The sequence below is a fragment of the Haloarcula sebkhae genome, assembly GCF_014647415.1.
In the GTDB taxonomy this organism is placed as follows: Archaea; Halobacteriota; Halobacteria; order Halobacteriales; family Haloarculaceae; genus Haloarcula; species Haloarcula sebkhae.
In genome coordinates, this window is record NZ_BMPD01000003.1 from 445,236 (window position 1) to 470,590 (window position 25,355).

The following is a 25,355-nucleotide window of genomic DNA, read 5'->3' on the forward strand; positions in this document are numbered from 1 at the left end:
CCCGGGACAAGAGCGTGCTGAAGCGGGACCGGACCACACTTGGTCGTCCCGTCCACAGATGAGCACATGGAGACGACTGCGGCGTTTCGTGGCCTCATCTGCACGGCGTGTGGCGCGGAAACCGACAGCACGGCCGACCGCTGTCCCGACTGCGGTGCGGTCCTCGTCGGCGACTACGACGTTCCGGACCTGACACCCGCAGAACTGCCCGATGTGACGGGGCCGGGCCGGTACGAGCCGCTTCGGTCGTTCCCACAGGACGCGACGGTGACGCTTGACGAGGGGGCGACACCGCTGGTTCCGGTGCCGGAGCTGGCCGACGAACTCGGTGTCGAATCGGTGTACGTCAAAGATGAGGGGCGCAATCCGACGGCCTCGCTGGGCGACCGAAAACTCTCGCTCGCTGTCACCGCTGCCGCTCAGCGTGGAGCCGAGCGCGTCGCGACGCCGTCGACTGGCAACGGCGCACAGTCCAGCGCCGCCTACGCGGCTCGCGCCGGCATCGACTCGAAGGGCTTCGTCCCCTCGCGCTGCCCGTTCCTCAACAAGGCGATGGTGAACGTCCACGGCGGCGATATGCGCGTCGTCGAGGGTCGGTACGACGACGCCGTCTCGGTGTTCGACGAGGAACTCGCCGACGCGTCCGACGGCTGGGCCTCGGTCGCGCCCGGCCACCCGTTTCGCATCGAGGGAGCCAAATCAGTCGCGTTCGAGACGGCCGACGACCTCGACTGGACGGCCCCCGACGCGGTGGTCCACCCCACCGGCCACGGCGAGACGCTCGTCGGTCTCGAGCACGGTTTCCGGGCGGCAGCCGAGAGCGGCCTCACGGACTCGACGCCGCGAATCTACGCCGCACAGCCCGACTCGACGGCCGCCATCGCTGATGCCGCGAGCGAGGGCGCAAGCGAACCGGCGACTATCGAGCACCCCGACACCATCGTCGGCCCGCTTGAGGTCCCAGATCCTGCCGCCGGCGCTGCGGCGCTCGACTCGCTCGACCGCTCGGGCGGCGACGGCGTCGCCGTCTCTGACAAGGACATCCTGGCCGGCGCGGTCGACGGCTGCGAGATGGGGCCGGAAACCGGTGCGACCGGCGGGACGGCAATCGCCGGCGCGCGGGCACTGGCTGACGATGGGGCCCTCGACGATGACGATGTCGTCGTCCTGGTGAATCCTGTCGCCGGTAGCAAGGAGGCAGACCTGCTGCGCAGTCACCTCATGAGCCAGGGCATCTGAGAAATCGACCGGCAGACCCGAGAGCGGGTCCGATACCGCCGCCGATCAGGCAGGTATCCCACACTTCGATGTTGTTTATACGGCTCTGACCCATTCACGAACCTAATGCGCGTTGCAGCGTTCAGCGAACTCACCGGCCCGGACGGCGTCTCGGTTATTGACCAGGCAACCCCAGAACCCGAACGCGGCGAGGCGGTGGTCTCCGTCGAAGCGTGTGCGATCAACCGCCACGACCTCTGGGTTCTCGACGGGGATTCCGCGATGGTCGACACGGACGACTTGCCGTTTGTCAGCGGCCTCGACGTTGCCGGGACCGTCGACGCCGTCGGCGATGGCGTCATGGCTGTCGAACCCGGGGACCGCGTGGTCCTCTGCCCGAACGAGACTTGCGGGACGTGTCGCTACTGTCGCGAGGGACCGGAGAACCTCTGTGAGAACTTCTCGCTGTACCATGGCGGCCTCGCCGAGGCGGCCCGCGTCCAGGCCGACCGCCTCGTCAGGCTCCCCGACAGCGTGGCGACGGTCGACGCGGCCGCGCTTCCGACGGCCTACATGACGGCCTTACATATGCTCCGCCGAGTCAACGCCGGGCCGGGTGATCTGGTGTTCATCCCGGGCGTCACCGGCGGCGTCGGCGTTGCGGGCGTACAGCTTGCGACCGCTCTCGGCGCCCGCAGCGTCGGGACCTCTTCTTCAGCGTCGAAGCTCAACCGCGTTGAATCGCTCGGTCTGGACTACGCTATCGAGAGCACCGATCCGGACGAGATTCGGGCGGCAGTCGACGATATCGGGACGGTCGATGGCGTGCTTAATCACCTCGGTGGTGAGTACACGCAGCTTAGTCTAGATGTCCTTCGACGCGGCGGCCGGATGGCGGTCTGTGGACGGACAGCCGGTGGCACATCCGAAATCAACATTCCCGATCTGTTCCTCGGTCACAAACGCGTCATCGGGAGTACGATGGGGACACAGGGCGACCTAGAGCGGCTCGTCAGTCTCGTCGCTGACGGCGAACTCTCCCCAGAAATCGATGCAACGTACCCACTCGAAGAGACCGGTGCGGCGTTTGCAGCGATGCAGGACCGTGATAGCGTCGGCAAGCTCGTCGTGACGCCGTAGTCACTCCTAAGCCCGCGAGGGGTGTTTCTTGCCCTCAGCGACCGCCACTCACCGTGCGATGATGACTGGCACAGGCGAGTTACGGAACACTTTCTGGGCGACGTTCCCGACGACCAGCCGATCGGCCAACGAGCCGCCGTGGGTTCCGAGCACGACCGCATCGAAGTCGCCGGCTCTATTCAGAACCGCTCGCGCCGGGTGGCCCAGTTGTACCTCGGTGGTTATTTCGGCATCGTACTCGGCAGCGAGTTCGCGAGCGTCGTCGAACACCTTCTCCGCACGCTCCTCGGCGGCCGCTTCGATGTCATCTGCAAGAGCAAGTGCGGTGGCTGCTCCCCCCAACGGTGAGGGTCCGCCCACGACGTGTAAGACAGTAATCTCCGCGTCGGGATGGTTCTCAAGGGTGTACTTGAGCGCTTGTTGGGCCATCTCCGAGTCGTCCATCGGGACGAGAATCTGTGCGATCATACCGCGACTACGGGCAGACTGTGGATAAAATGGTGGTGCGCTTGCTTCAACAACCCATTACCACCGGCTGTGAACGACCTTCTATCTCGCCGGCAGTTGCTGGCGGGTACGACATCCATTGAGCGAGGCAGGCAAGATACAGTACACGTATGCAGCGTAGGCTGGGCCCAAATTCACTCTATAACAGTGTGATGGGAATCGAACGTAGTGTTAAATCAATAGCCTGTCAAACCGTGACTATGAGTCAAACGATCAACTCGATTCTCGTGCCGACCGACGGCAGTGACGGGGCACAGATAGGGGCCCGGAGAGGCATCGACCTCGCTGCCACAATCGGTGCCGACCTCCACGTACTGTCAGCGGTTGACACCCGTGACATCGAACCGGATCTGAATTCTGACGGGCAGACCGACCGGGAGCAGCTCCTCGAAGAGGAGGCAGAACGGGCGGTGGATTCCATCGCCAGACTCGCCCGGGCACATCTCTCTGGGCATATCACGACCGCCGTCGAGTCGGGTATCCCGTTCCAAGCGATCAACGACTACGTCGACGCTCGCGACATCGATCTCATCGTTATGGGGACGCAAGGACGGACAGGGTTCGAACGGGTAGTCCTCGGGAGTGTTGCAGAAAAGACGCTCCGCACCGCCGATGTCCCGATTGTCACGGTAACTCCGGACGGGGACATCGTCAAAATCGGCGATCACCTGTACGAGAACATTCTCCTCCCGACTGACGGCAGCGAGGGAGCAGAAATCGCGGTCGAGTGGGGAATCACGCTAGCTGAGGTGTTTGACGCAACGATACACACGGTCTATTCTGTCGATACGAGTCGATCCGGCGGCGCTGAGGGGTCAGCAGAGATTCACGACGCGCTTGAGCAAACCGGTCAGGCGGCACTCGAGACGGTCCATGAGCGTGCCAGAGACGCAGATGTCAGTGTCGTAGGCAACATCGCAAGCGGTCCAGCTGCACGCGCGATTCTCTCCTACAGCGAGGAACATGATATCGACCTCATCGCAATGGGAACACACGGCCGATCCGGCCTCACGCGATATCTAACCGGCAGCGTCACCGAGACCGTGGTACGTAATGCGGCTGTCCCGGTCTGTTGTGTCCCGATGCAGTGACACGCTTTTCGGGGAAACAACGCGTTCGAGAACTCTGTCTGATAGTTATGATGCACGCTGTCTCGACGCACCGGACGCGTGCTGTTTCGCAGTCGTGTACGCCTCTCTGACGCGCTTGAACTCGTCCTCGTTGCCGCCGTGGTCCGGGTGGACCTCCTTGACGCGTTCGCGGTAGGCCGATTTCACGTCGTCCAGCGACGCGTTCTGTGTCAGTCCCAGTTCGCTGAACGCCTGCACTGTCGGGTGTGGTTCATCCTCAGGGTCCGGGCCGAGGTTGACTTCAGGCGTCTCAAAGGGCAGGCGTGCGCCGAGATAGACTCCCGGCATCTCGTGTTCGACCAGTACGGGAACGGTCGGCGACCGTTCGATGCGGTAGTACGCCCGGGCGTCGAACGTGATCGCCACGTCCCGTTTCGGCAGGTAGAAGGCGACGTGTTGCCCCTCGACGAAGTGGTTCTCGGCGAACTGCTCGTCGATGGCGGTGAGGTACTCGCGAAGCTCCGCCCGGCGTCGCATCTCCCCGCCGTCTGTCGCCTGCCGGTTCGGCCGCTCGGCCGGAAACACACGGTTCGCGAGGACGAACAGTCCAGCGACGACGAGAGTCCCAGCGACACCTAACACAAGCCCAAGGACTAGCCACTCCGGCAGCATGCCCGGTTGTGTCTGCACGACCCTCCGTTAGGCTCCAGTGGTAAAGAAATTCCCGCTCTCCGGTAGCACAGCCCCGAGGTCGCCAATACCGGGACACAGGGCCCCAATCCGTATCAGCCGATGTACCTGAGGTCCTCGTCGGCGGGCGACGGGGAGTTCTGCTGTTCCATCTCCTGGATCTTTCGGACGACTTCCTCCATCTCGTCGGCACGGTCTTCTAGGGAACTGTAGTCGACTTCGAACCCGATGACCTCCTGCAGGATTTCGAGGACGGCCTGTGCGCTCTTGGGATCGACCAGATAGCCCGACGTCTCGCCCATGAGGCAACTGGCCGGCACGTCGCGGCGTTTGCTCAGGCCCAGCAGCAGGCCGGAGACGCCGACGATACCGCCGGCCGGTTCGTCCTCGCGGAAGGCCACGCCGGCGTCTCCAAGCGTCTCCCGGAAGTCTTCGGTCGTCGTCGCGCCGAGCACGTCGTACTCTTCGATGAGTTCACCCGTCGGGACGCCGCCGAGGGCGAACACCCGCTGGACGCCGAACTCGTCGGCGATGTCGAGGAACGCGTCGGTCAGGCCGTAGTGCCCTTGATTATCCTGCGCTTGATGATCCCCGGAAAGTACGAGCAGGTCCTGACCTTCTTCTGGTGTGACAGCGTGGAACTCGGCGCAGGCGAGCTGTGCCTGGCCCTCGTCGATGCTGACCTGTGGCGGGAAATGCGTCGAGTAAACGCGGCGGACGAGCTCGCTTTCGAGCTCCTCAAGCAGGTGCTCTGCGGCGAGTTTACCGACGTGGCCGACGCCGGGCAACCCCTCGACCAGCACTGGTTCGTTGAGGTCGGGGTCCGCTACGCGCTCGATGTCGAATTCGTCCATACGGCTTATTCGCGGCGGCGGCGCTTAAGAGAACGTCGATACTCGCCGTAGCTGTCTTCAGGGGAGAACGGTGCGGGTGCGCTGTTGACCGCTTCGCCCCCGCATTCCGGACAGGTATCGTCCAGCGTGTACACCGGCCGGTCGTGTTCGGATTCCCAGACGGCACAGACGTGTATATCCGATTTCATCGGTGGTGAATCACTGGAGCGACAACCGGTTTACTCGTCTTCTTCGCTGCGCTCGCGGTGGAACTGCCCCGACCCACCGTGTTGCTCAACGACTTTCGCGGCGCGGTCCGCGCTCTCTTCGAGCGCGTCTTCGGCGGTCTTGTAGTCAGGCGCTTGCACCTGAACCCGGTACTCGGGCGAGCCGACGTAGGTCACTTCGAGTTCAATCTCGTCGGGGACCTCGCCGTTGCCCTCCGCGGCCTGGAGCGCTTCCTTGATGACGTCGACGCCGTCGCTTTCGGGACAGGACAGGTCGACGTAGCCGGTGACCTGCACGTACGGCACCGAGACGTTGTTCCGGGCCGTCTGGACGATGGCGTCGATCTCCTCTTCGGAGAGGTCGACGTCTTCGAGGGCGTCCTTGCCGTGGATCGCCGCTGACTCGAACCCATCGTACATCGAGCCGAACTCCGACAACAGCTCGTTCGCGATGGCGGCGTACGTCTCGTCGTCCAGATCCTCGCCGAAGGCCAGTTCCATCCAGTTGTCGGCCTTCTGCTCGTTTTTCCACTCCTGAATCTTCTCTTTTCGCTGGTGGTCGTTGACGTCCTTGATCGAGAGGTCGATCTGCTGGGCACTCTCGTCGACGTCAAGTACCTTGGCAACGACTGTCTGCCCTTCGTTGACGTGGTCGCGGACGTTCTTGATCCATCCGCTGGCGACCTCGGAGATGTGACAGAGGCCACGCTTCCCCTCGTACTCGTCGAGGTCGACGAAGACGCCGAAGTCTTCGATCTCGTCGATCTTGCCGACGACGAGTTCGCCCGGTTCGGGCCAGCCGCTGTATTTCATCCTATCGGGCCTCGACGACGGCGGTCACTTCGCCTTCGATGTCGGCCTTGCCGCCCGTCGGGCGGGCGATAGTGTGGCCACAGACGGCACACGAAACTTCGCTCGCGGCCTTCTCGAAGAGACTCTGTTCGTTCTCGCAGTCGGGGCATTCGACGGTGATGAAGCTTCCTGCCATCGTTACTCCTGGAACTCCAGTCGGCCAGCGCGCCATCCTTCGCGGAGGTGGGCCTTCCCACACTCGCCACAGCGGTACTTGAGGTCCGTCTTCTTGGTGGGCTTGTCGCCACCCGGGACCTTCGAGAACTTCCCGTCGTTCCCGATACCGGAGTTGCGTTCGCGCTGGCGGTCGATCCACTTCATGCCCGTCTGGCGGCCACTACGGACTTTCTCGACCTCGTGTTCCTGGTGCTCGTTACAGTGCGGACAGTACGTATTGAATCGTCGTGGCATCTGCATAGATATCGGCCTTACCGAGCGATTTGACGTGCCCGCTTAAAACCCGTTTGGTTCGCACCTGCTGTGTGCCCCACAGTACCGCCCCTGCCCCGTGACTAACCACCATATTCAGTCCGTCCCCACCCCGCCACAGTGCCGGCTACTGGAACCGGGCTGACGGTCCACTAGATTCGATTCGGACCGCACCGAACACACCAGACTCAGAACCCGAGAGCAGTTCGAGATTCACCGCTTCTCCAGCAGAGAGCGACCGGAGCTTCGTCGCCAGTTCGCTGTCGATGTAGTCAACGACTTCGTAGGTCTCGTCGGCTTCGACGTCTCGGAGCTCCATCCGTCCGTCGTTGTCCATCGAGCTGACGACGACTGAGGCCCGCTCGCACGACCGCTGCTGTTGTTTCAACATATATGACTGTCGCTATTCCGGATATATAAATCTCGGCTATCAGGCTGTTAAGCATCTAGACACGATCGGTAAGAATATAAGGACATTCTAGTTACAGGTGATTCCTCGACGCTCGCTGTCGGTTACTGTGCTGTGTCGCATTCGCCTTCGAAGTCACTAAGTACGCTGTTGGCAAAGGAACGGGCATGAAGAAGCTCATTATCCACGGCGACCCGGGGCTGCGAAAGGGCGGCCGCATCGAGTACGAGGACGAGGAGTACGAGGTGTTCTCGGTCTCGCGGCAGGGCGACTGGCACGGTCCGGACCGGCCACAGCTCTGGTGTACTATCGGCTCAGAAGACGAGGAAGAGACGTTCAAGAGACAGGAGTACATCCCGATGCATCTGGACACGGACGATATCGAGGCCGAAGCCGTCACCGTCCTCCGCGAGCGCGCGCCGCCGAACGCCGAGTCCTGATCGGCCCGTTTCGCTTCTTGGAGAGCCGTCGTTCGCCCACAGTAATCCGCTTCTTTTTCAGAAGTACTCCGGCCGGACCTGATAGATCGTGACGCCGCCGGCTCGTTTCGCGACGGTGACGCCCTGTAGCTGATCGACAGTCACCTCGTCGTAGCGGGCTCGTTCGGCCGGGCCGACGTAGACGTAGCGCACGTCGTACGCTTCGAGCAGACGGCGCTGTTCGGATGCGTCGCCGGTGTAAATCGTCTCCACGTCGTCGACGCGGCGGTCGTACACCGTGTCGTTGCGGTACTGGGCCTCGTGGGTCCAGCCTGCAACGGTCGGCAGTCCGGTCAGACTCGACGGCGCGCTCGCGCCCTTGCCCTCGCTGGCGTCCCACTCGTAGTCAGCCGGGGCGGCCGTGACGATGGTCGGCCGCCCGGTCGTCGTCTCGCCGAGCCACCGGATCGCCTCGGCTTCCTCGGGATGGTCGTCGTCGAGGTACGCCAGCCCGTCCAGCGTAGGCTCGCCCGCGGCGTCGACGTGGTTCGAGAGCGCAAACACGCCGTACAGCGATGCCGAACAGATCAGCAAGGCGACGAACGCACGGACACCCACGCTCGTCCACGCTCGTCCCCGCTCGCCGCTCGGCCGCCAGCGGGTGAGCAGCCACGCCAGCACGGGGCCGGCGGCGACCCCCCAGAGCACCCACACCTGCATGTACGTCTTGAAGACGGTGTTCATCCGCCCGATGTTCTCCCTGACGAAGATGAACTCGACGAGGAAAACGAGGCCTGCGCCGGCGAGAATCAGCACGGCCTCGAAGCCGACGGGCCGGTCGCCACCGTCAGCGAGCGCCGGGACCGCATCGACGGTGCGGTCAAGCGTCGGCGAGCGCGCGAACAGCCACGCGCCCACCAGCAGGGGAACGAGCAGGCCGACGGCCGCGACATCAAGCGTCGCTGCCAGTGCCGCCGTACCCACAGTCACAAGGCCGACAATGCGGGCTGTACTCCGCCCGACGGCACGGCCGGTCTGGGCGTACAGGTACAGCCAGAACGGGGCGATGAACAGGCCGTGAACGGCCAGCAGCTCAATCAGCGAGGTCCGGTCGGGGAGAACCGCTATCTCGCGGCCGCTCGCCGGGCCGAGCCAGAACGGGAGCGACCAGAGCAGTCCCAACGCGAGGACGCCACTGGCGACGACCAGCCCCATCCCGATTCGGACCCCCTCCTGACCCGGTCCGTTCAGTCGGAGCCGCTGTCCAGCTGTTTTCGGTAGGAGCGTCGTCGGGTCTGCCGGTGCGACGGTGACAGTCAGCAGCGCCAGCCCGCCCATCGATGGGAACGACCACGTGTTCGTCACGGCCATGATGCCCGCGACGGCCGGGAGCGCGCCGAAAAGCAGTGCGAGCCGCCGTCGACGCTCGGCGGCCGGTGTCTGATAGTAGCTGAAACAGAGCGCGGCGGCAAGCAACAGGAAGCCCGTGCTCATCATATGGGCGTGCATGTCGCCGTTGAGCCAGGAGAACAGCGGGAATTCGTCGATGACCAGCGCAGCACCGGGCTCGTACGTGCCGAAATCAGCTGCCGTGTCCTCGATGACGCGGCTCGCGTCCCAGTAGCTGAACGAATCCGGCCCCGCTGCAAGCCCCTTCAGTTCGTAACCCGCCCGCTCGGCAACGCTCTGGCTCAGCCCGCCCGGCAAAAGCCAGACGACGAACTTTGCGGGTGTCGATAGGTTGCTGGCAAACCCAATACAGAACACAGTGAGCCCGGCGGCCAGCCGCCGCGGGAGGCCGCGCTCGCTCGCGACAGCGCCCGCCAGTCCGTACGCCGCCGTGACCAGCGTCGCATAAAAGCCCGCCAGCGAGAGATTGTACGCGAACTGTCCGGCGGTGCCCGTTATTCTGGTGAGAATCGCCGCAATGAGATGCCCACCGTAGTAGTACGCGACCGGCTCGCCGGCGAACCACATGTCCTTCAGTGGGAGGCTGTCAGCCCGTACGAGCGACTGCAACAGTCCGAAATCGAGGAACTTCTCGCCGCCGATTGGGACAATTGCTGGGTCGAGTGCCCGGATACCGACGACGAACAGGAACGCGACTGTGAACACGCCGGCCGTCTCGGCGTACGCTTTCAGATCCGGTGCGCTGTCGACCCGCCACATAGCTACCGTAGCCGTTGCGAGCACGGCGACACCGAGCCAGATGCCGAGCGCCAGCGAGAGGCGACCGACGAAATAGGTGACCAGCCACAGTATCGAGACGGCGACCGGGACGCCGAAGGCGAGTCCGCGGTCGGCAAAGCGTGGGAACAGCAGTCCGGCGACGGTCCCGCCAGCGTACAGTAACAGGAGGTAGAGGACGAGCCAGGTGGCGAGGAGCCCGTATTCCATCACTGAAGGGACCGGTTCGCTGGCCTATACGCTTTTTCGTTGCTCCCGCGATTATCGACTGACTAGGGACCGGTAGCTTCGAACTGTTTTTACTTCCGCCTGTCCGACTACTCGGCAATGTCGCGTTCCGTCGGGGTTGTCATTCCAGCCTACCGTCCCGACATGGATCAGCTCGGGACCTATATCGCCGCCATCGACGATGTCCTTGCCCCGCAGACAATTGTTGTCGAGCTCGATGCACCACGGGATGGCGTCCCTGTACAGCTCCGTTCGCTCCCAATCGAAGTCCACACCGTGCCCTATCGCCGTGGGAAAGGCGCAGCGATCACCGCTGGGTTCGAACGGTTGGAGACCGATGTGCTGGCGTTTGTCGATGCCGATGGGTCGACACCCGTCCGCTCGCTCGAACGGATACTGGACCCGGTCACCGACGGCCAAACGGACCTCGCTGTGGGCTCCCGTCGTCACCCGGACGCGACGGTTGCCACCCATCAGACGTTCGCTCGGCGGTTCCTCGGCGACGGCTTCGCGTGGCTCGCAGGCCAGCTGCTCGACGCGCGGCTGTATGACTACCAGTGCGGTGCGAAAGCCATCGACGCGGCCGCCTGGAACCGGGTCCGTGACCACCTGTACGAGCCTGGCTTCGCGTGGGACGTCGAACTGATCGCTATCATCGCGGCGATGGACTTGCGTATTGAGGAAATCCCCATCGAGTGGGAGGACAAGCCCGGCTCGACGGTGTCGCCGATACGAACGTCGATGGACCTGCTCGAGGCGCTGCTGACGGCTCGCCACCGATCGAAGCAACTGCGCGATGATCGCCTTCATACGGCTCTGGCTGAACACCTCGACGAACCAACCGCCCTTATCGAGAAGGACCGATGATGGACATCGAACAGCAGGTTCGACGCATCGTTCCCGACCGGTTCGAGTCGCTTGTGTCGGGCGTCCGGTTCGGCCAGTTCGTCTCCGTCGGCGTCGTCGGCGCAATCAGCGACAACACGGTGCTCGCCGTGCTTGGGCTCGCTTTCGGCGTCAGCGATATGTGGGCCAAAGCCGCCGGCGTCGAAACGGCGATTCTCGTGATGTTTCTGGTCAACGAACACTGGACGTTCTCCGGTCAGGGTGCCACCGGCCGCCGTTCGTTCGCCAAGCGACTCGGGAAATCACACCTCGTCCGGTCCGGCGGCGTCGCGGTCCAGCTTGCTATCTACTGGCTGCTCACGCAGTGGCTGACGATTGAACTCGTTGTCGCCGGAACTGATCTGTGGTTCATTGCCGCGAGCCCACTCGCCATTGGCGTTGCGATGCTGGTCAACTACGTCGCCGAGAGTATCTTTACCTGGCAGGTCCATGCGGACGAGTGAGCATAGCGCGTTACTAACTCACGGACGGCACTCGAATCACAACCCTTAATGAGGGGACCGAACTACGAGATAGTAGCGGGATGGGATAGCCAGGAGATTCCGGCGGGCTCATAACCCGCAGATCGGTAGTTCAAATCTACCTCCCGCTATATTCTGTCGCTCACAAATTCGTGAGCGACTGGTGTAGTCCAGTATATTTGAAGAAGGTCACGAGCGATCGAAGAGAGTGACGTGAACGTGGTTCAAATCTACCTCCCGCTATATTCTATTGCTCACAAATTCGGGAGTGACTGGTGTAGTCCAGTATATTTGAAGAAGGTCACGAGCGATCGAAGAGAGCGACGTGAACGTGCTTCAAATCTACCTTCTGGGACATTTCTCACGCCGTAGACTGCTTTCAGCCTGTTCACCGCTATTGCTCATTGCTGTGGAGGTACCCTTCTCTGGCCGCCGTCAGTATCCGGTATAGTGTGGCAACCAGCGCAACAACGAGCAACACGCCAAGGACCTGTACAGGCGTGTTTTGCGTCTCGAATGCCCATGGGAGCGACAGCGCTACAAACCGAACGGAGACGATGAGTCCGGCGAGGGACGTAACGGCGACCAACAGATACCGGGCAACGCGCTGCAATGCGTCGCCGCGGTCCATCGTCTCGAGCCCGTATCGCTGTACCATCGCTCCTTCCAGTGCCAGCCAGAGCGCCAGCAGTGCGGCCACACCGAATCCGACGGTTCCGAGCGGGTCCGGAAGCGTGAGCCCCGTTAGTCCGGCAACAATTTTGCTCGCGCCGACGAGCAACCCGAGCGTCAGCGGCCCAAGTAGTACAAGCGAACTGAACACGGCGGCGAAATCCCCTGCAAGGGATCGAATGGAGGGAGACACAGCAGCTAGTGTCGATTCAATCTTTTGTAAGCCTACTGGTAACTGCTGGCGGCCCGCTTTCGATTGCTACGGAAACCGTATCAACAACCGCTCTAATCGTCGCCGTGCTCGTCGACGATGGTGACCTCGCCGTCGATGACCTGAACGTTGATCAGCGTCTTGGCGTCGTACCCCGCTTCGTCGAGCTTGTTCGTCCCGTCGGCTTTCTTGATGACACAGACGATGTCGCGGATGTCCGCGCCGATGTCTTCGAGCGCGCCCGTGAGTCCGGCCAGCGTCCCGCCGGTCGAGAGCACGTCGTCGAGGACGAGCACTTGGTCGCCCTCGTACACGTCGTTGACGTACATCTCGCTCTCGGAGTAGCCGGTCACTTGGGACAGCGACACTTCCCCGTCAAGCCCGTACTGGCGTTTGCGGACGACGACGAGCGGGATGTCGGTCATCAGCGAGACGGCTGTGGAAATATGGATCCCCATCGCCGCCGGTGTGACGATCTTGTCGACGTCGTCGAGCTCTGCCTTCCGGATGATCTTGATGACGATTTCGCGCAGAAGTTCCGGTCGAAGCATCGGGACCCCGTCGCTGATGGGGTGAACGAAGTAGTGATAGCCTTCCTTCTCGATAATTGGTGCTTCGAGTAGGGACTTCTTGAGTCGGTCCATGCTGGCGGTACTACAAGCCCGTACTAAAATTCTCCGTCACCGACTCAGTAGAGCGTCAGCAACTCACCGAGTGCTCGCATCATGGGCAGGAGGTGTGTATCACCCAGTGCGTAGTACTCGACGGTCGTCAGCAGTAGAAACACAGCCGCCACACCCGTTGCAGCACCGAGAAGCACTGTACCGATCTGCCCGGCTCGGCCTTTGGAGCGCCCACTCAGTGCCCAGATGCCGAGTGGAACAGCGCTCCCAAGCGCGAGCAGCGCGTGCAACTGGAACGCTTCGCCGATGCCGTTTACTGTCACCGCGACGAGCACCACGGTCACTTGCCCGCCGATCAACACTGTCCCCGCAACTGTCCAGAGGAACAGGCGCCAGTGATCCGTGAGGCTCTTGCGTACCGCCGGGAGCCGCACGAACAGATATACGCCGAGCGGATAGAGCGGAAACAGATACCGGGCAGTCACCTGTGCGTGCAGTGGCAAGCGGCTGTTGTACAGCAGGACAACGCCGACGAAGGTCGTTATGGCGAACGCGTCCACGACGCGGTCGGCGCTGAGTGTCCGGTCAGCCATCGACGATGGCAACCGTAATCGTCGGATGACTGGGAGTGCACCGACCATGGCGACGAGAACCGGTGCCGATTCGAGCAGTGAGAGATTGACGGATTCCTCACCGGTGTTGTCGAGCGCACCGCCCGCGCTTCCCGACCGGACGAACGCGTGATACACGTCATTTGGTTGCTGCTGGAGCGTTTCGATTCCCGAAACGAGTTCTCCCCCGAGCAGCAATAGCGGCTGCATCCCACTTTCGAGGGTCCCGAGCAGAGGTGCCAGCGGCGTGAGCAACCCACCAGATCCACTACTACCGCCACTGCCACTACTTCCTCCACTCCCGCCGGCACTGCTCGCAGCATTGCTACCGAGGGAGCCGCCGCCGGAAACCAGTCTCGGCGGTTTAATCGGGGAGCCGGAGATGGCGAGATTAGTGATAATGAACGGCAGCAGGGAGAGGGCGAAGATGACGCCAATACGAGCGAGCGTTCGTGGACTGTTGTCCCGGGCTGTCGGAATATCGACCAGCGGTAGGGTGACACAGAGCAGGAGCGCTTCCGGAGCGTGTACCCACGCGTACACTCCCACCAGTGCGTAAGCGAGTGCCCGGAAGGTCTGCCGCTGCGTAATAACTGCTCCGTCTGCTGGCGTGTGGCTCCGATAGAGGCAGTACGCGATACAGACGACCACCGTCCCGGTGACGGCGTGTCGCTTCGGCACGGATGCCCAGAAAGCCAGCGGTGTCCCAGCTGTGAGCACAACAGCGCTCAGGAGCCCCAGCCGACGTGTGTGCACCCGACTGAGAAGGCGATAGAAAACCACCGGGGTAAACGCTGCGATGAGGAGATGTGTCAGCTGCAGCGCGTACAGATGGGTTCGGCCGGCGTCAAGTGGCTGTGCCAGTGTCACATTCAGCCCGAACAGCCCTAGGACTGCGACGGCACCGCCATAGAGGACCCAGTCGCCGTCGGTGTAGTAACCACACTCCACCACCAGCGCCAACAGCGCGAGCGACCAGAGCGCGACCAGCGCAATCCGGAGTTCGACGACGGCGGCGAGCAGGTCAAGTACGAGCACGAGCGGCAGCGAGAGGACAACGACGCCGTAGTTGCGTGCGTACCACTGGCCGTCGTATCTGCTCGCCCCCGGCGTCTCTAGTCCGGGGCCGTAGACCGCCTCGGTCATCGCTAGCTGTCCGTTCGAGAGGCTGTACAACCCATTCGCCAGCGTGTAGGAGTCGTTTATCAGGAACGCTGTCCGCCACAGCAGCCCGAACAGCACAACCGTCGCGAGAAACACGGTCAGGCCGAGCCGGTCGCCAAACAACACCGCGTACACCGTCTCACGGGTGTTCGACAGTACGGGCGTCCGCTGTCGGAGACGCCCGACGAACTCCGTCGCTGTCATTCGACCACCGATATCGTGACGTTGCGCATCGCCACCACGCCGTGGCCCGACCCGTCACGCTTGCTTACCGTCACTGTCCCGTTGTACTGTTCGCGTTCTATCTCCCCGTCGGTGAATGTGTCCGATGCCAGCGTCAGCGTGTACGTGTCTCCAGTCGAGTCGTCTAGAAAGTGATTCGTCGTCCGCGTGTAGCCCAGTTCCTCGATTGTAAGTTCGTAGATGAGTGTCGGCCGTCCGGTACGATTCGCGAACTGTACGCGGACCGGCGGTGTATCGAGGTAGTAGCTTGCCGCGCCGTAGGACCCTTTCTCAAGCGTTACGTCCTCCGACAGTTCGACTGCGGACACCGTGACATTGCCCGTTTCAAGTGCAACCGGTTCTGGTTCCGTTGCCAGTGTTACACCGGGGAACAGCGGGCCAGAAAGCAGTGTAACGCCGAGAATTATGGCGACCACACTGGTCATAACAGCCCGCGTTCTTTCCATTGTTACCAGCCACTAGATATCGGGCAATAAAAGTGTCGTGGCGAGATTTCTCTCGCTTGTCAGCTAGAAAAAATAAAACGAGATGATAGATTATGTCTGCGGACCAGAGTCTTGTACGGGCGCTACTGAGGAATCGCCTTCTGCCGTCTGATAAACAACTTAGGTCATAATCGTCTACTCGAGTAGGAGTCCTCTATACATCGAAAGACTTTCTTACTGGTCGTGGAGTGTGTTGACTCAACTCTAGAGGTGTCAACTATACTCACAGTACGTTTTAACCGTGAAACGCCGCCTTGAAAACCATCAAGGCTGACTGTATCGCCAGAATTCGCTGCGGCGGCGTTTGGTTATTTCAACGACAAATCAGACAAACAAAACAACCTAAGGACGCGAAACAAACTGCGTGCTTTAGTCGTCGGAGCCGGCTTCCTGCGCCACATACTCAGTCAGTGTCATCTCACGACCGCCGTAGGTATGATAGCCCGCGGAGACGCTGAGTACAACCGCGATCAGCGTGGCCCAGACCAGCGGCGGAATTGCTGTGAACGGATAGACGCCGACCCAAAGGATCGTCACGACTGCCAGGCTGACCGCACCGAGCGAGAGGTAGTACTCACGCCAAGGGAACTCGCTTCCCGGCACGATTTCGAGATAGATAGTGAGTTCCTCTGTGTGTGCAGTCTTGGAAATCGTCCCGTTCTCGTCATCGTAGTCGATGATACCCGTCTCATCCATCCGCGGGAGATGAGACTGCTGTAACGTGGTGTAAACGCGCTTCCGTTGCGCGCTCGTGACTGCAGTGTTTGGGCAGTCGTACTCCTGTGCTGCGACGTGTGACGCAAGATCACCGAGCTGTACTGGCCCGTCGTGTTCCCGTAGATACTGTAGCGTGTAGCGACGCCGTTCGTTCTGCAGGACGTCGAATATCTCGCCTTTGGAAAGGTCATCGTCCGTAGTGGATTCCGACCGTTCTACCTGCTTACTCATATTATATTCTCCAGTTCCCCACCACCCATCGCAGGGAATACAGCAGATATCAGAGTGTTCATCAGTTATAAAATCACGGGTTTTACTGTCGGAAAAAACGGCGACTACGTGAGTTTATGCGCTTGGTCCGGACGCAGTGGCGAGGGTCGCCGAGTTGTCACCTGTCGACGACTCATACACCACGCTAAAGTCGTACCCATCCCCGGTGACAGCAACTACAACCCGGTCTCCAGCAACAACTTTGCTATTGTCTGCGCTGGATGCGTAATTAGGCCATGGTTGGTTGTTATCGTTTATGTCCGCATCTTTATCTTCCCCGACATTGACATCGCCATCAAAGCCGCTGCCGCGGAAGACGAGGTTACTAGCTTTGATTGAATCTCCGCCGTCGTGAGTCACAGCGACTTCATCTACGTTCGAATCATATTCCGTACTGAAGCTAGCCTGTGGGGCCGTGTTGCTGACCTGATCGCCCAGACCGAGGACGAATGTTGCGATAACGGCTGCGAGGATGACCGTGATTGCGACCATCAGGATGACCCCGATGACCGGCGACACAGCATCGTCGTCGTTGAAGAATCGTTTGAGTTCCATTGTTGTGTCCGCACGCATCAACAGGTTCCCCTGTTATGCCGTGCTTATCGAATCGTGGCTATGGAGATATATAAGTCTGCACCTGTATTATCAGAGCCTGTAATTGCCATATTTGTTAACAGCTATTCTGGGGTGCTTGAAACCAGATCTAGCCGACCTGGTCCGCGATTATCACAGAAGATGTTTTTAGAACATCATGAAAGGGCCAGCAGTGCTACCGTAACGAAGACCGCGAGGATGAGGATGCTGAGTCCGATGCCGGCCCGCATCGGATGTACGAGGGTGTCGTCGTCGCGGAGCCGCGCAATCACGTCGTTCGGGGACGTCACCGTCCGCGTGACGATGCCCGTGGTCTGAACCACTGCGCGGTCGACGGCGGCGTACAGTTCGGTCACACCGACAACGAGCCCGCGGAAGCCATAGAAGAGGGCGGGGTTGTACACTGAATCGATGTCGGGAACGCGGCCGAGCTTCGAGAGGGGCTTCTTCGTCACCGCGAAGCCGATCAGTCCGAGGACGGCGAGGACGACTCCTTCGATGAGGTGGGGAATGGTGTAGGTCTTGTAGACGTGGTGGACGACAGCCTCGCTCGTAACGTCGAATGGAAGGATGGCGAACAGCGCCGTGTCGTACACACCGTAGATGACACAGAGCGCGGCTACGGACACCATTGCCACGCTCTGCAGACGGTTCGCGTCCGGCACACTGCCGTCGTACTCGCCGTGGAAGAACGCGTAGTAGCCGAACTTGATGAACGACATGAACGTGCCGACCCCGCCCAGCAGCAGTAGCCACTCGAGCGTATAGAACTCACCCAGCGGGAGCGGCCCCTTACCGAAGGTATAGTGGCTCCCGGAGATGATGATCCCCTTACTCACGAACCCGTTGAAGCCGGGGAAACCGGCGATAGACAGCGCTGCGATGGAGAATGCCCCCGCCGTGATCGGCATCTCCCGCCAGAGACCGCCGAGTTTCTTCAGGCTCTCCGTCCCAGTCCGGTAGATGACGACACCTGCGGTCATGAACAGCAGGCCTTTGTACAGGATGTGGTTGAACACGTGGGCGAACGCGCCAGCCTGTGAGAGGGCGCTCCCGATACCGACGCCGGCGACCATGTATCCGACCTGGGATTGGATGTGATAGGAGAGGAGCCGCCGCATATCGTTCTGGAACAGCGCGAACAGCGCGCCGAAGACTGCCATCCCGCCGCCCATGTACGCGATGGCCTCGTGGCCGTTGGGGAACGCGCGGTACATCCCGTAGACCCCGGTCTTGGTCGTGAACACGCAGAGGAACACGCTGGCGGCGATGTGTGGGCGCGGATAAGTGTCTGGCAGCCACGCGTGCAGGCCGATGAAGCCGACGTTGACACCGATACCGATAGCGGCCAGGGCGGCGGCCAGCCCGGACGTGATTCCAGCCGTTTCCGGACCGCCCGGCACTGACGCGAACAGGAACGTCTCCACCTCGACGTAGTGCCGGAGGATGGCGGCCATCAACAGCGTACCGCCCAGCCCGTGCAGCAGGGCATACCGGAAGCCGGCCCGAACCGCCTTGCCGCCGTAGTGCCACACCAGCAGCGTGCTGGTGACGGCCATCAGCTCCCAGAAGAAGATGAGCGTCAGCCAGTCACCGGCGAACACAGCCCCGAAGCTGGTCGCAACGTACGAGAGAGCGTATCCGGTCTGTGTCGTGTCGGCCTCGCTGGCGTAGGAGTAGAGCACGGCGACCGCGGCAATGAGCCCGAAGATGATGCCCATCAGCCGTGAGAACGGATCGACGTTCAGTAGCACAGCGTCGAACCCGAGGAACTGGGTCTGGAGATGCGCGCCTTCGGGAACCATAACGGCCCACAGCACCGCCAGCGCGGGCACGAGTACACCGACGGCGTGTCCGGCGCGCCGTGGGAGCTGAGACACAACGATTGCCACCGCCAGCAGTACGACGACTGGCGGAACCGCTGTAAGCATCGACATTAGGCCACCACCCCCGGCAGATTACTGACGATAGTATCGACGATTCGCAGGAAGACAGCTGTGTACGGCACTGTTCCCAGCAGGAGCGACAGCGTAGCCGCGGTGAGTATCGGCCCGAGCATGAACCACGTGCTTTCGCCGCCGCGCCAGCCGCGGTCGTCCCAGCCTCCTGCGGGCGGGCCGCCGTGGTGTTCGTGCTCCTCGTGGTGTTTGCCGAGGTGGTCGACGTGCTGTGGGTCCGGAACATCGCCCTCGCTGGGATGGTCGTCGGTATCGTCTGAATCGTGGCCCTCACCGCCGTCGGCTCGAACCTCGTCTCGCCCACCGAACGGTCCCCCGATGAGTGGCTTCTCGTCGTGGCTCTCCGGCGATTCGAAGTACGCCTGATAGACGATTGGCCAGAAGTACGCGATGTTGAGGACACCGGAGACCAGCAACGCGCCGGCGAATACGAGACCGCCGCTTTCGAGGTTCAGCGCCCCGATAACGAGATACCACTTACTGACGAAACCAGCGACTAGCGGAATCCCGGCCATCCCAGCCGCGGCGACGGCGAAGGCGGCCATCGTCAGCGGCATCCGTTTCCCGATGCCGGCCATATCGCTGATATCGTCGGTGTGAGTTTCGACGTGGATCGCGCCGGCACAGAAGAACAGGGTGAGTTTCATGAACGCGTGGGCGGGGATGTGGAGCAGACCGCCGGTTAGAGCGTTCTCTTTGAGCAGTGCTAGCCCGAGCACGATATAGGAGAGTTGGCTTATGGTCGAATACGCCAGCCGCCGCTTGAGGTTGTCCTGTCTGAGCGCAATAATACTCGCGGTCAGCAAGGTGAAGGCCGCAATCGCGGCCAGCGGGAGGGCGACGCCGAGTTCCTTCATCGTTACAGGGCCGTACACGTCGAGGACAACTCTTGCAATGCCGAAAACGCCGCTTTTGACGACTGCGACGGCGTGCAGCAGGCCCGATACCGGCGTCGGAGCGACCATGGCATCCGGAAGCCAGGAGTGCATCGGCATCAGCGCGGCCTTGACGCCGAAGCCGGCAGCAAGCAGGGCGAACGCTGCTCGTGCCAGCGCCGGGTCGGCCGTCGCGAGTTCTTCGATGCCGCCGGGGGTAAACGCGGTCGTCCCAGCGAGGACGAACACCAGAACTGTGCCACCTAGCACGGCGACCCCACCGCCGAAGGTGTACGCGAGGTACTTCCGGCCGGCTGCGCGGGCCTCGTCGGTCTCGTCGTGGGTAACGAGCGGATACGTCGACACTGTCAGCAGTTCGTAACAGACGAACAGCGTCAGCAAGTTCGACGCGAAGGCGACGCCGACAGCCGACGCGAGGCTGGCGGCGAAGGAGGCGAAATAGCGCGTCTGTGCGTGTTCGTCCAGACCGCGCATGTAGCCGATGCTGTAGAAACTGGTGACGATCCACAGCAGGCTCGCAAGCAGGCCAAACAGCAGCCCGAGTGGGTCGACGTTGAACGCCAGTTCGATCCCGGTGCCAAACTGCCCGACGACAAACTCGTACTCTGTCCCGCTCAAGACGCCGGGGATCATACTCGCAATGATACCGAACTTCGCGAACGCGACGGTTAGGGTCACCCCCTCTCGCAGATTCGGCCGCCCTTTGAGCGAGAGAATCACGGGGATAGCCACTGCCGAGACGAGGATTGCCAGGATGGGTCGTAATTCAGTCATTGGTTTAGAACGGGTATAAGCGTCTCTCGAAGCACGTGTTCAAGCGTTGGGACGGCCGCGGTCAGCACGACCGCGAGCGCAGCTGCGATAACGACGACGGCGATCATCCCGAACGAGACCGCCTGTCCGCTCCCGTCTGTTACGGGAGCTTCGTCAGGCTTCGAGTGGATGGTCGCCTCGGCGAAGTAGAGCCGCTCGACGAGGCGGGCGAAGTACGCGAGCGTCAGCAGCGTACTCGCGAGCAACACGGCCACGACGGGCCAGTTCTCGGCGTTGACCGCGCCAAGTACGATGTACCACTTGCCGACGAAGCCGACCGCCGGCGGAACGCCGACCATCGCCAGCGAGAGTACGGCGAAGGCAAACGCCGAAACCGGGACGCGACTTCCCATCCCGGCGTAGCCGTTCACCGTCGTCGCGCCCGTCTTGCGCTCGATGACCCCCGTCGCGGCGAACAGCCCGCCTTTCATCACTGCGTGGCCGAGCAGGTGGACGGTCGCGCCGACGACGGCCAGCGGGGTTGCGATAGCGAATCCGGCGACGACGAGGCCGAACTGTGATACCGAGGAGTACGCGAGCATCCGCTGGACGCTGTCTTGCGAGACGGCGAGCGCACTTCCCGCGACGATACTCACGCACGCCAGACCGACCAGCGCCCAGCGCGCGACAGGCACAGCGGTCAGGAAATCCACCGTGAACACGGAAAACAGCAGCCGAGCGAGCGCGTACGCCGAGACCGTCGAGACGAGCGCAGAAATGAACGCGCTCACCGTATCCGGGGCGTTCGCGTAGGCGTCGGGCTGCCAGGTGTGCAAGGGGAACAGAGCGACTTTCACCGTCAGCCCGCCGACCATCAGCCCGAACGCGGTCAGGACGAGCGTCGAGTCGTAGGCCGCCATCTCCCCGAGTTTAGTCGCCAGGTCGGCCATGTTGAGCGTCCCTGTCGCCGCGAGCAGGTAGCCCACGCCGAGCAGATACAACGAGGCCCCGACGGTCCCGATGATGAGGTACTTCAGTGCCGCGACGGCAGCGCTGGCGTCCCGACCACTGGCCACGAGGCCGTATGCCGCGAGCCCCGTGATTTCGAGGAACACGTAGAGGTTGAACACGTCGCCGGTGACTGTCATGCCGGTCAGACCGGCGACCAACAGCAGGTACAGGCCGTAGAAGGGGCCTGAGTGCGGGCCGGCCTTCCGGGCGTACGCGAGCACGCCGAGAGAGATGACGGCGACGAGCAGCGCGACCGCGGCAGAGAGCCCGTCGACGACGAGTTCGATGCCGTACGGGGCGGCGAAACCACCGACCGCGTAGGAAACGGTCCCGCTCGAACTGACGGTCCACGCGAGCAGTCCGGCCAGGCCGGTCTGGCCCACGAGGGTCAGCGTCGCGACTGGCCACCCTGCCCGGTCGCTCACTAGACTGGCGGCCAGCGGTATCGCGCCGCCGACGATCGGCAGGACGACCAACAATACGGGGAGGTGTTCAATCATAGTAGAGCTGTTTGAGTTTGTCTTCGTCCAGCGTGCCGTACTCGGTGTAGATGCGGATGATAAGTGCCAGCGCCACGGCGGTCAGGCTCACCCCGACGACGATAGCGGTCAGGATGAGGACGTGTGGCAGCGGGCTGACGTAGGGGCCCCCGCCCTCCTTGATGATCGGCGGGTTCCCGCCAGTCCGGAACGCGAGCGTGATGAAAAACAGGAAGATGCCCGTCTGGAAGATATTCATCCCGATGACTTTCTTTACGAGGTTCCGGGACTCGATGAGCATATACAGGCCAATACCCAGCAGGAGCATCACCGCGAAGTAGTTGTAGTGTGAGTTCAGCAGTTCAAACATTAGCTCTCATCCTCCGGTGCGTCGACAGCGTGGCCGAACCCTGCCGCGAGCAGGAAAAAGAGGCCAATGGCAACGCTGGCGACAATGCCACCGATGCCGAGTTCGACAAGCTCGATGCCGTAGGCAGTCGCGTGTGAGAGGAACTGTTCGTACAAGTGATATTCGAGGAAGTTCCCGCCTAGGAGAATCGTTCCCAGGCCGATTGTCGCGAACGTGAGCACGCCGCCGGACGCGAGCGTGGCGACGACACGGACATCGAGCCACTCGCGCGCGGCGTCAATCCCGTAGGCGAAGGCAAGCATCATGACGACCGACCCCGCGATGACCCCGCCCTGGAATCCACCGCCCGGAGAGTCTGCCCCGTGGAACATCACAAACAGGGCGAAGGTGAGGACGAACGGCGCGACGACGCGGACCGTCGTCATGATGATGGTGCTCTCGACGTAGAGTCCGGTTCGCTCGTCGCTACTCATGCGAACACCTCCTGCCTGAGGACGGTCAGTGCTGCGACCCCGGCCGAGAACACCACGACCGCCTCACCCAGCGTATCGAACCCACGGTAGGCCGCGAGCACGGCTGTCACCGCGTTCTTGACCTCCGTGTCCGCGTACGCGTTGTCGATGTAGTACTGCGTTACCTCGCCGCTGACGACGGGGTTTGGGTGTACCGTCCCGTCCGCCCCGACGGGGGGCAGCGACGGAACCGTCGCAACCATGACGACGACGAACGCGCCGACCAGCACGACGGTCCGAACGCTGAGCGACTCGAACAGGCCGTTTTCCTGTGGGCGAACGGTGTTTGCCAGCGCCAGGATGAACAGGATCGTCATGATGCCGGCCCCGACAGCCGCCTCGGTCAGCCCCACGTCAGGGGCTTCGAGCATCACCCAGATGATGGAGATGCCGAGGCTGTAGGCGGCAAACGCCATCAGTGACGCCAGCACGTCTCGGAGTACGGCCGCGCCGATAGCACAGCCCAGCACGAACACCAGCAACAGTCCTTCGATGAGCGAGAGCGTCATGACTTGCCCTCCTCATCGCCGGCAGTCCACGGCTCGATACCCTGGTCCTGTGCCGCCCGGGCGATGGCGTGAGCGGCGGTTGGGTTCGTCAGGAACATGAACGTCAGCAGGAAGACGGCTTTGATTGTCGCGAGGTCGGTCTGAATCGCGAGTGCAGCGGCAGCGATACCGAGAACGGCTCCCAGCGTATCGCTTTTCGACGCTGCGTGAGCGCGCGTATACACGTCAGGAAGTCGGACAATGCCGATCGAGGCGACGCCAGCGAAGAACGCGCCGACCAGTGCGAGCGCAACGATGCCCCACTCAAGCGGCGTCATAGCACACCCCCGTGCTCGACGTTGAACTTCGAGAACGCTATCGAGAGCAGGAAGTTCAGCAGGGCGTACACGAGCGCGATGTCCAGGAACAGCGGCTTATCGAGCGCGCCGGAGACGAGCGCGATAGCGATGACAGTGTTTGTCCCCATCACGTTGACCGCGATGACCCTGTCGTGGTCCGTCGGCCCGGCGAACACGCGGTACAGCGACACGATAGCGAACAGGACGAACGCGCTAGCGATTGCCAGCAGCGCCGCTTCGAACTCAATCATCGTCAGCCACCTCCGGATCGCTGATATCGCCTTCGACCGTGCCGTCGTCGTCTCCCTGCCCCCGTTCGCGCGGCGAAGGGATCGCCGCGGCCTCCCGGCCGTAGAAGACGAACCGGACGGCCCGTTCGAGGCCACCGTCGAACAGGTCTTCGCGCGCACTACCAGTGAGTGAATGGATATCGAACGCCCGCTCGGAGACGCTGACGGTGAGCGTCCCGGGCGTCAGCGTGATGCTGTTTGCCAGCGTCGTCACCGCTCCGTCACCCCAGATGGCGGCCTCCAGTTCGACCATCTTCGGGTCGATTGGCAGCGACGGGTGCAAGACGACGTAGGCGATTTCGAGGTTGGCGATGGCGATTTCCTTGAGCAGATACGGGACGTACATCGCGAACCGAGCGACCTGTCTCGGAATCCGAGTCAGCGACGGCTGGCGACTGAACGCGATCGGTGCAAGCAACGCCGTGACGATCGTCGCGGTTATCGCGCCAGTGAGGAAATCAAGCGGTTTGTACGAACTCAACAGCAAATAAAACAGATACGACGCTCCGAAAATGGCGAGATACTTCGGAAGCGTCGCGGCGCGAGCGAGCGCGGTCGACCGTGCCGGTCGTTCGACGGGTGCGGTCTCGACCTCGATATCGCCCCGGACGAGTTCGACTTCGAGCGGCCGAAGCATCGGCGTCGTGCCGCCCGGATTGAACTCCGGATCGAGGACGACCCGTTCGATGCTGTGTTCGTCGGCGTAGGCCAGGATCGCGTCGGCGTAATCACCGGGGCTGAACAGGTAGCGGTCGGCACCGATAACGCCCAACTCGATGTCGAGGTTCGACGGCGGGTCAGCACCCAGATCTTCGTCAAGCCAGACTTCGATACGGTCGAGCAGGTCCTTGGCCTGGCCGAGTTCCGTCTGCGCGTCGGGGTCGACGGCGCGCGTGCTTGCGACGGCGACGAGGTGCAACGACACCTGTTGCTGTCCCTCTCTGGCCGCCGATTCGGCCTGTTCAATGGCGTAGGCAACGGTGTTACGGACCGTCACCGAATCGGCTACTGGCACGAGCAGGCGACGGGGTGGTAGTACAGTCACAGTCTCTGTTTAGAAACTCCAAATAGCG

The 25,355-nt window shown here is 62.2% G+C and carries 30 protein-coding genes and 1 tRNA gene; 7 read left to right on the forward strand and 24 right to left on the reverse strand.

Going from position 1 to position 25,355, the window contains the following annotated elements:
- The first annotated feature begins 66 nt into the window (after positions 1-66).
- Together IEY38_RS12050 and IEY38_RS12055 are read left to right on the forward strand one after the other, a co-directional pair.
- Positions 67-1,239 (forward strand): threonine synthase, encoded by a 1,173-nt coding sequence (locus IEY38_RS12050; protein ID WP_188978082.1) that lies wholly within the window; start codon positions 67-69, stop codon positions 1,237-1,239.
- 105 nt (positions 1,240-1,344) lie between these two features.
- Entirely contained in the window at positions 1,345-2,358 is a 1,014-nt protein-coding gene (locus IEY38_RS12055) for an alcohol dehydrogenase catalytic domain-containing protein (protein WP_188978084.1), read from the forward strand.
- A 48-nt stretch (positions 2,359-2,406) separates the two neighbouring features.
- On the opposite strand, the gene IEY38_RS12060 is transcribed toward IEY38_RS12055, so the two are convergent.
- Positions 2,407-2,826, reverse strand: a complete 420-nt coding sequence (locus IEY38_RS12060; protein ID WP_188978086.1) for a universal stress protein — start codon at positions 2,824-2,826, stop codon at positions 2,407-2,409.
- Between the two features lie 239 nt (positions 2,827-3,065).
- Here IEY38_RS12060 and IEY38_RS12065 point away from each other — a divergent pair, with 239 nt between their 5' ends.
- Positions 3,066-3,956 (forward strand): universal stress protein, encoded by an 891-nt coding sequence (locus IEY38_RS12065; RefSeq protein ID WP_188978088.1) that lies wholly within the window; start codon positions 3,066-3,068, stop codon positions 3,954-3,956.
- Positions 3,957-4,001: 45 nt separating this feature from the next.
- Here the strand turns inward: IEY38_RS12065 and IEY38_RS12070 are convergent, their stop codons facing one another.
- The 7 genes from IEY38_RS12070 to IEY38_RS12100 all read right to left on the reverse strand — a co-directional run bounded on the left by IEY38_RS12070 (position 4,002) and on the right by IEY38_RS12100 (position 7,357).
- Complete coding sequence (locus IEY38_RS12070; protein ID WP_188978090.1) at positions 4,002-4,625, reverse strand: J domain-containing protein; 624 nt, start codon at positions 4,623-4,625, stop codon at positions 4,002-4,004.
- 95 nt (positions 4,626-4,720) lie between these two features.
- A complete protein-coding gene (locus IEY38_RS12075) occupies positions 4,721-5,479 on the reverse strand; it encodes a proteasome assembly chaperone family protein (RefSeq protein ID WP_188978092.1) in 759 nt (252 codons plus the stop codon).
- A 5-nt stretch (positions 5,480-5,484) separates the two neighbouring features.
- Positions 5,485-5,667 carry an RNA-protein complex protein Nop10 gene (locus IEY38_RS12080; protein ID WP_188978094.1) on the reverse strand — a complete coding sequence of 61 codons (183 nt, stop codon included), beginning with the start codon at positions 5,665-5,667 and terminating at the stop codon, positions 5,485-5,487.
- A gap of 30 nt (positions 5,668-5,697) precedes the next feature.
- The gene (locus IEY38_RS12085; protein WP_188978096.1) at positions 5,698-6,498 is read right to left on the reverse strand and encodes a translation initiation factor IF-2 subunit alpha; all 801 of its coding nucleotides are present in this window, start codon (positions 6,496-6,498) and stop codon (positions 5,698-5,700) included.
- A gap of 1 nt (position 6,499) precedes the next feature.
- Positions 6,500-6,673: a 30S ribosomal protein S27e gene (locus tag IEY38_RS12090; RefSeq protein WP_004963588.1), complete on the reverse strand. Its 174-nt coding sequence runs from the start codon at positions 6,671-6,673 to the stop codon at positions 6,500-6,502.
- Between the two features lie 2 nt (positions 6,674-6,675).
- Positions 6,676-6,954, reverse strand: a complete 279-nt coding sequence (locus tag IEY38_RS12095; protein WP_004593654.1) for a 50S ribosomal protein L44e — start codon at positions 6,952-6,954, stop codon at positions 6,676-6,678.
- 139 nt (positions 6,955-7,093) lie between these two features.
- Complete coding sequence (locus tag IEY38_RS12100; RefSeq protein ID WP_188978098.1) at positions 7,094-7,357, reverse strand: hypothetical protein; 264 nt, start codon at positions 7,355-7,357, stop codon at positions 7,094-7,096.
- Positions 7,358-7,542: 185 nt separating this feature from the next.
- Here IEY38_RS12100 and IEY38_RS12105 point away from each other — a divergent pair, with 185 nt between their 5' ends.
- Positions 7,543-7,815, forward strand: coding sequence for an HAH_0734 family protein (locus tag IEY38_RS12105; protein WP_004593652.1), 273 nt, complete (start codon positions 7,543-7,545; stop codon positions 7,813-7,815).
- Positions 7,816-7,872: 57 nt separating this feature from the next.
- Here IEY38_RS12105 and IEY38_RS12110 read toward each other — a convergent pair whose 3' ends face one another.
- Complete coding sequence (locus tag IEY38_RS12110; RefSeq protein ID WP_188978100.1) at positions 7,873-10,191, reverse strand: DUF2298 domain-containing protein; 2,319 nt, start codon at positions 10,189-10,191, stop codon at positions 7,873-7,875.
- Between the two features lie 117 nt (positions 10,192-10,308).
- Here IEY38_RS12110 and IEY38_RS12115 point away from each other — a divergent pair, with 117 nt between their 5' ends.
- The 3 genes from IEY38_RS12115 to IEY38_RS12125 all read left to right on the forward strand — a co-directional run bounded on the left by IEY38_RS12115 (position 10,309) and on the right by IEY38_RS12125 (position 11,707).
- Positions 10,309-11,076, forward strand: a complete 768-nt coding sequence (locus tag IEY38_RS12115; RefSeq protein ID WP_188978103.1) for a glycosyltransferase — start codon at positions 10,309-10,311, stop codon at positions 11,074-11,076.
- Entirely contained in the window at positions 11,076-11,558 is a 483-nt protein-coding gene (locus IEY38_RS12120) for a GtrA family protein (RefSeq protein ID WP_170098550.1), read from the forward strand. Before IEY38_RS12115 ends, IEY38_RS12120 begins: the two co-directional genes overlap by 1 nt.
- 74 nt (positions 11,559-11,632) lie before the next feature.
- Positions 11,633-11,707, forward strand: a tRNA-Met gene (locus tag IEY38_RS12125).
- A gap of 263 nt (positions 11,708-11,970) precedes the next feature.
- Here IEY38_RS12125 and IEY38_RS12130 read toward each other — a convergent pair.
- The 15 genes from IEY38_RS12130 to IEY38_RS12200 all read right to left on the reverse strand — a co-directional run bounded on the left by IEY38_RS12130 (position 11,971) and on the right by IEY38_RS12200 (position 25,279).
- Entirely contained in the window at positions 11,971-12,441 is a 471-nt protein-coding gene (locus tag IEY38_RS12130; protein WP_188978105.1) for a hypothetical protein, read from the reverse strand.
- A gap of 92 nt (positions 12,442-12,533) precedes the next feature.
- Entirely contained in the window at positions 12,534-13,103 is a 570-nt protein-coding gene (gene hpt, locus IEY38_RS12135; RefSeq protein ID WP_004518711.1) for a hypoxanthine/guanine phosphoribosyltransferase, read from the reverse strand.
- 44 nt (positions 13,104-13,147) lie between these two features.
- Positions 13,148-15,061, reverse strand: coding sequence for a hypothetical protein (locus IEY38_RS12140; protein ID WP_188978107.1), 1,914 nt, complete (start codon positions 15,059-15,061; stop codon positions 13,148-13,150).
- Complete coding sequence (locus IEY38_RS12145) at positions 15,058-15,546, reverse strand: hypothetical protein (protein ID WP_188978110.1); 489 nt, start codon at positions 15,544-15,546, stop codon at positions 15,058-15,060. Before IEY38_RS12145 ends, IEY38_RS12140 begins: the two co-directional genes overlap by 4 nt.
- 408 nt (positions 15,547-15,954) lie before the next feature.
- Positions 15,955-16,533 carry a DUF7344 domain-containing protein gene (locus tag IEY38_RS12150; protein WP_188978112.1) on the reverse strand — a complete coding sequence of 193 codons (579 nt, stop codon included), beginning with the start codon at positions 16,531-16,533 and terminating at the stop codon, positions 15,955-15,957.
- Positions 16,534-16,647: 114 nt separating this feature from the next.
- Entirely contained in the window at positions 16,648-17,127 is a 480-nt protein-coding gene (locus IEY38_RS12155; RefSeq protein ID WP_188978114.1) for a type IV pilin, read from the reverse strand.
- A 194-nt stretch (positions 17,128-17,321) separates the two neighbouring features.
- Entirely contained in the window at positions 17,322-19,103 is a 1,782-nt protein-coding gene (locus IEY38_RS12160) for a Na(+)/H(+) antiporter subunit D (RefSeq protein WP_188978116.1), read from the reverse strand.
- A complete protein-coding gene (locus tag IEY38_RS12165) occupies positions 19,103-20,794 on the reverse strand; it encodes a cation:proton antiporter (RefSeq protein ID WP_188978119.1) in 1,692 nt (563 codons plus the stop codon). Before IEY38_RS12165 ends, IEY38_RS12160 begins: the two co-directional genes overlap by 1 nt.
- Entirely contained in the window at positions 20,791-22,284 is a 1,494-nt protein-coding gene (locus IEY38_RS12170; RefSeq protein ID WP_188978121.1) for a monovalent cation/H+ antiporter subunit D family protein, read from the reverse strand. Before IEY38_RS12170 ends, IEY38_RS12165 begins: the two co-directional genes overlap by 4 nt.
- Positions 22,277-22,633, reverse strand: a complete 357-nt coding sequence (locus IEY38_RS12175; RefSeq protein ID WP_004963545.1) for a cation:proton antiporter subunit C — start codon at positions 22,631-22,633, stop codon at positions 22,277-22,279. Before IEY38_RS12175 ends, IEY38_RS12170 begins: the two co-directional genes overlap by 8 nt.
- Positions 22,633-23,106 (reverse strand): Na(+)/H(+) antiporter subunit B, encoded by a 474-nt coding sequence (locus IEY38_RS12180; protein ID WP_188978123.1) that lies wholly within the window; start codon positions 23,104-23,106, stop codon positions 22,633-22,635. Before IEY38_RS12180 ends, IEY38_RS12175 begins: the two co-directional genes overlap by 1 nt.
- Complete coding sequence (locus IEY38_RS12185; protein ID WP_188978125.1) at positions 23,103-23,654, reverse strand: DUF4040 domain-containing protein; 552 nt, start codon at positions 23,652-23,654, stop codon at positions 23,103-23,105. The genes IEY38_RS12180 and IEY38_RS12185 overlap by 4 nt, the downstream gene beginning before the upstream one ends.
- A complete protein-coding gene (gene mnhG, locus IEY38_RS12190) occupies positions 23,651-23,971 on the reverse strand; it encodes a monovalent cation/H(+) antiporter subunit G (RefSeq protein WP_188978127.1) in 321 nt (106 codons plus the stop codon). The genes IEY38_RS12185 and mnhG overlap by 4 nt, the downstream gene beginning before the upstream one ends.
- Positions 23,968-24,243 (reverse strand): cation:proton antiporter, encoded by a 276-nt coding sequence (locus tag IEY38_RS12195; protein ID WP_005535719.1) that lies wholly within the window; start codon positions 24,241-24,243, stop codon positions 23,968-23,970. Before IEY38_RS12195 ends, mnhG begins: the two co-directional genes overlap by 4 nt.
- Positions 24,236-25,279 (reverse strand): monovalent cation/H+ antiporter subunit E, encoded by a 1,044-nt coding sequence (locus tag IEY38_RS12200; protein ID WP_229775286.1) that lies wholly within the window; start codon positions 25,277-25,279, stop codon positions 24,236-24,238. The genes IEY38_RS12195 and IEY38_RS12200 overlap by 8 nt, the downstream gene beginning before the upstream one ends.
- Positions 25,280-25,355 lie beyond the last annotated feature (76 nt).

Excerpts from the sequence above, each read along its gene's own strand:
- IEY38_RS12090 (WP_004963588.1), bottom strand. The coding sequence starts at position 6,673 with ATGGCAGGAAGCTTCATCACCGTCGAATGCCCCGACTGCGAGAACGAA.
- IEY38_RS12165 (WP_188978119.1), bottom strand. The coding sequence starts at position 20,794 with ATGACTGAATTACGACCCATCCTGGCAATCCTCGTCTCGGCAGTGGCT.
- IEY38_RS12085 (WP_188978096.1), bottom strand. The coding sequence starts at position 6,498 with ATGAAATACAGCGGCTGGCCCGAACCGGGCGAACTCGTCGTCGGCAAG.
- IEY38_RS12095 (WP_004593654.1), bottom strand. The coding sequence starts at position 6,954 with ATGCAGATGCCACGACGATTCAATACGTACTGTCCGCACTGTAACGAG.
- IEY38_RS12055 (WP_188978084.1), top strand. The coding sequence starts at position 1,345 with ATGCGCGTTGCAGCGTTCAGCGAACTCACCGGCCCGGACGGCGTCTCG.
- IEY38_RS12175 (WP_004963545.1), bottom strand. The coding sequence starts at position 22,633 with ATGTTTGAACTGCTGAACTCACACTACAACTACTTCGCGGTGATGCTC.
- IEY38_RS12180 (WP_188978123.1), bottom strand. The coding sequence starts at position 23,106 with ATGAGTAGCGACGAGCGAACCGGACTCTACGTCGAGAGCACCATCATC.
- IEY38_RS12185 (WP_188978125.1), bottom strand. The coding sequence starts at position 23,654 with ATGACGCTCTCGCTCATCGAAGGACTGTTGCTGGTGTTCGTGCTGGGC.
- IEY38_RS12065 (WP_188978088.1), top strand. The coding sequence starts at position 3,066 with ATGAGTCAAACGATCAACTCGATTCTCGTGCCGACCGACGGCAGTGAC.
- IEY38_RS12075 (WP_188978092.1), bottom strand. The coding sequence starts at position 5,479 with ATGGACGAATTCGACATCGAGCGCGTAGCGGACCCCGACCTCAACGAA.
- IEY38_RS12100 (WP_188978098.1), bottom strand. The coding sequence starts at position 7,357 with ATGTTGAAACAACAGCAGCGGTCGTGCGAGCGGGCCTCAGTCGTCGTC.
- IEY38_RS12195 (WP_005535719.1), bottom strand. The coding sequence starts at position 24,243 with ATGATTGAGTTCGAAGCGGCGCTGCTGGCAATCGCTAGCGCGTTCGTC.
- IEY38_RS12080 (WP_188978094.1), bottom strand. The coding sequence starts at position 5,667 with ATGAAATCGGATATACACGTCTGTGCCGTCTGGGAATCCGAACACGAC.
- IEY38_RS12105 (WP_004593652.1), top strand. The coding sequence starts at position 7,543 with ATGAAGAAGCTCATTATCCACGGCGACCCGGGGCTGCGAAAGGGCGGC.
- IEY38_RS12110 (WP_188978100.1), bottom strand. The coding sequence starts at position 10,191 with ATGGAATACGGGCTCCTCGCCACCTGGCTCGTCCTCTACCTCCTGTTA.
- IEY38_RS12155 (WP_188978114.1), bottom strand. The coding sequence starts at position 17,127 with ATGGAACTCAAACGATTCTTCAACGACGACGATGCTGTGTCGCCGGTC.
- IEY38_RS12145 (WP_188978110.1), bottom strand. The coding sequence starts at position 15,546 with ATGGAAAGAACGCGGGCTGTTATGACCAGTGTGGTCGCCATAATTCTC.
- IEY38_RS12060 (WP_188978086.1), bottom strand. The coding sequence starts at position 2,826 with ATGATCGCACAGATTCTCGTCCCGATGGACGACTCGGAGATGGCCCAA.
- IEY38_RS12170 (WP_188978121.1), bottom strand. The coding sequence starts at position 22,284 with ATGATTGAACACCTCCCCGTATTGTTGGTCGTCCTGCCGATCGTCGGC.
- IEY38_RS12150 (WP_188978112.1), bottom strand. The coding sequence starts at position 16,533 with ATGAGTAAGCAGGTAGAACGGTCGGAATCCACTACGGACGATGACCTT.
- hpt (WP_004518711.1), bottom strand. The coding sequence starts at position 13,103 with ATGGACCGACTCAAGAAGTCCCTACTCGAAGCACCAATTATCGAGAAG.
- IEY38_RS12050 (WP_188978082.1), top strand. The coding sequence starts at position 67 with ATGGAGACGACTGCGGCGTTTCGTGGCCTCATCTGCACGGCGTGTGGC.
- IEY38_RS12120 (WP_170098550.1), top strand. The coding sequence starts at position 11,076 with ATGGACATCGAACAGCAGGTTCGACGCATCGTTCCCGACCGGTTCGAG.
- IEY38_RS12115 (WP_188978103.1), top strand. The coding sequence starts at position 10,309 with ATGTCGCGTTCCGTCGGGGTTGTCATTCCAGCCTACCGTCCCGACATG.
- IEY38_RS12140 (WP_188978107.1), bottom strand. The coding sequence starts at position 15,061 with ATGACAGCGACGGAGTTCGTCGGGCGTCTCCGACAGCGGACGCCCGTA.
- IEY38_RS12160 (WP_188978116.1), bottom strand. The coding sequence starts at position 19,103 with ATGTCGATGCTTACAGCGGTTCCGCCAGTCGTCGTACTGCTGGCGGTG.
- mnhG (WP_188978127.1), bottom strand. The coding sequence starts at position 23,971 with ATGACGCCGCTTGAGTGGGGCATCGTTGCGCTCGCACTGGTCGGCGCG.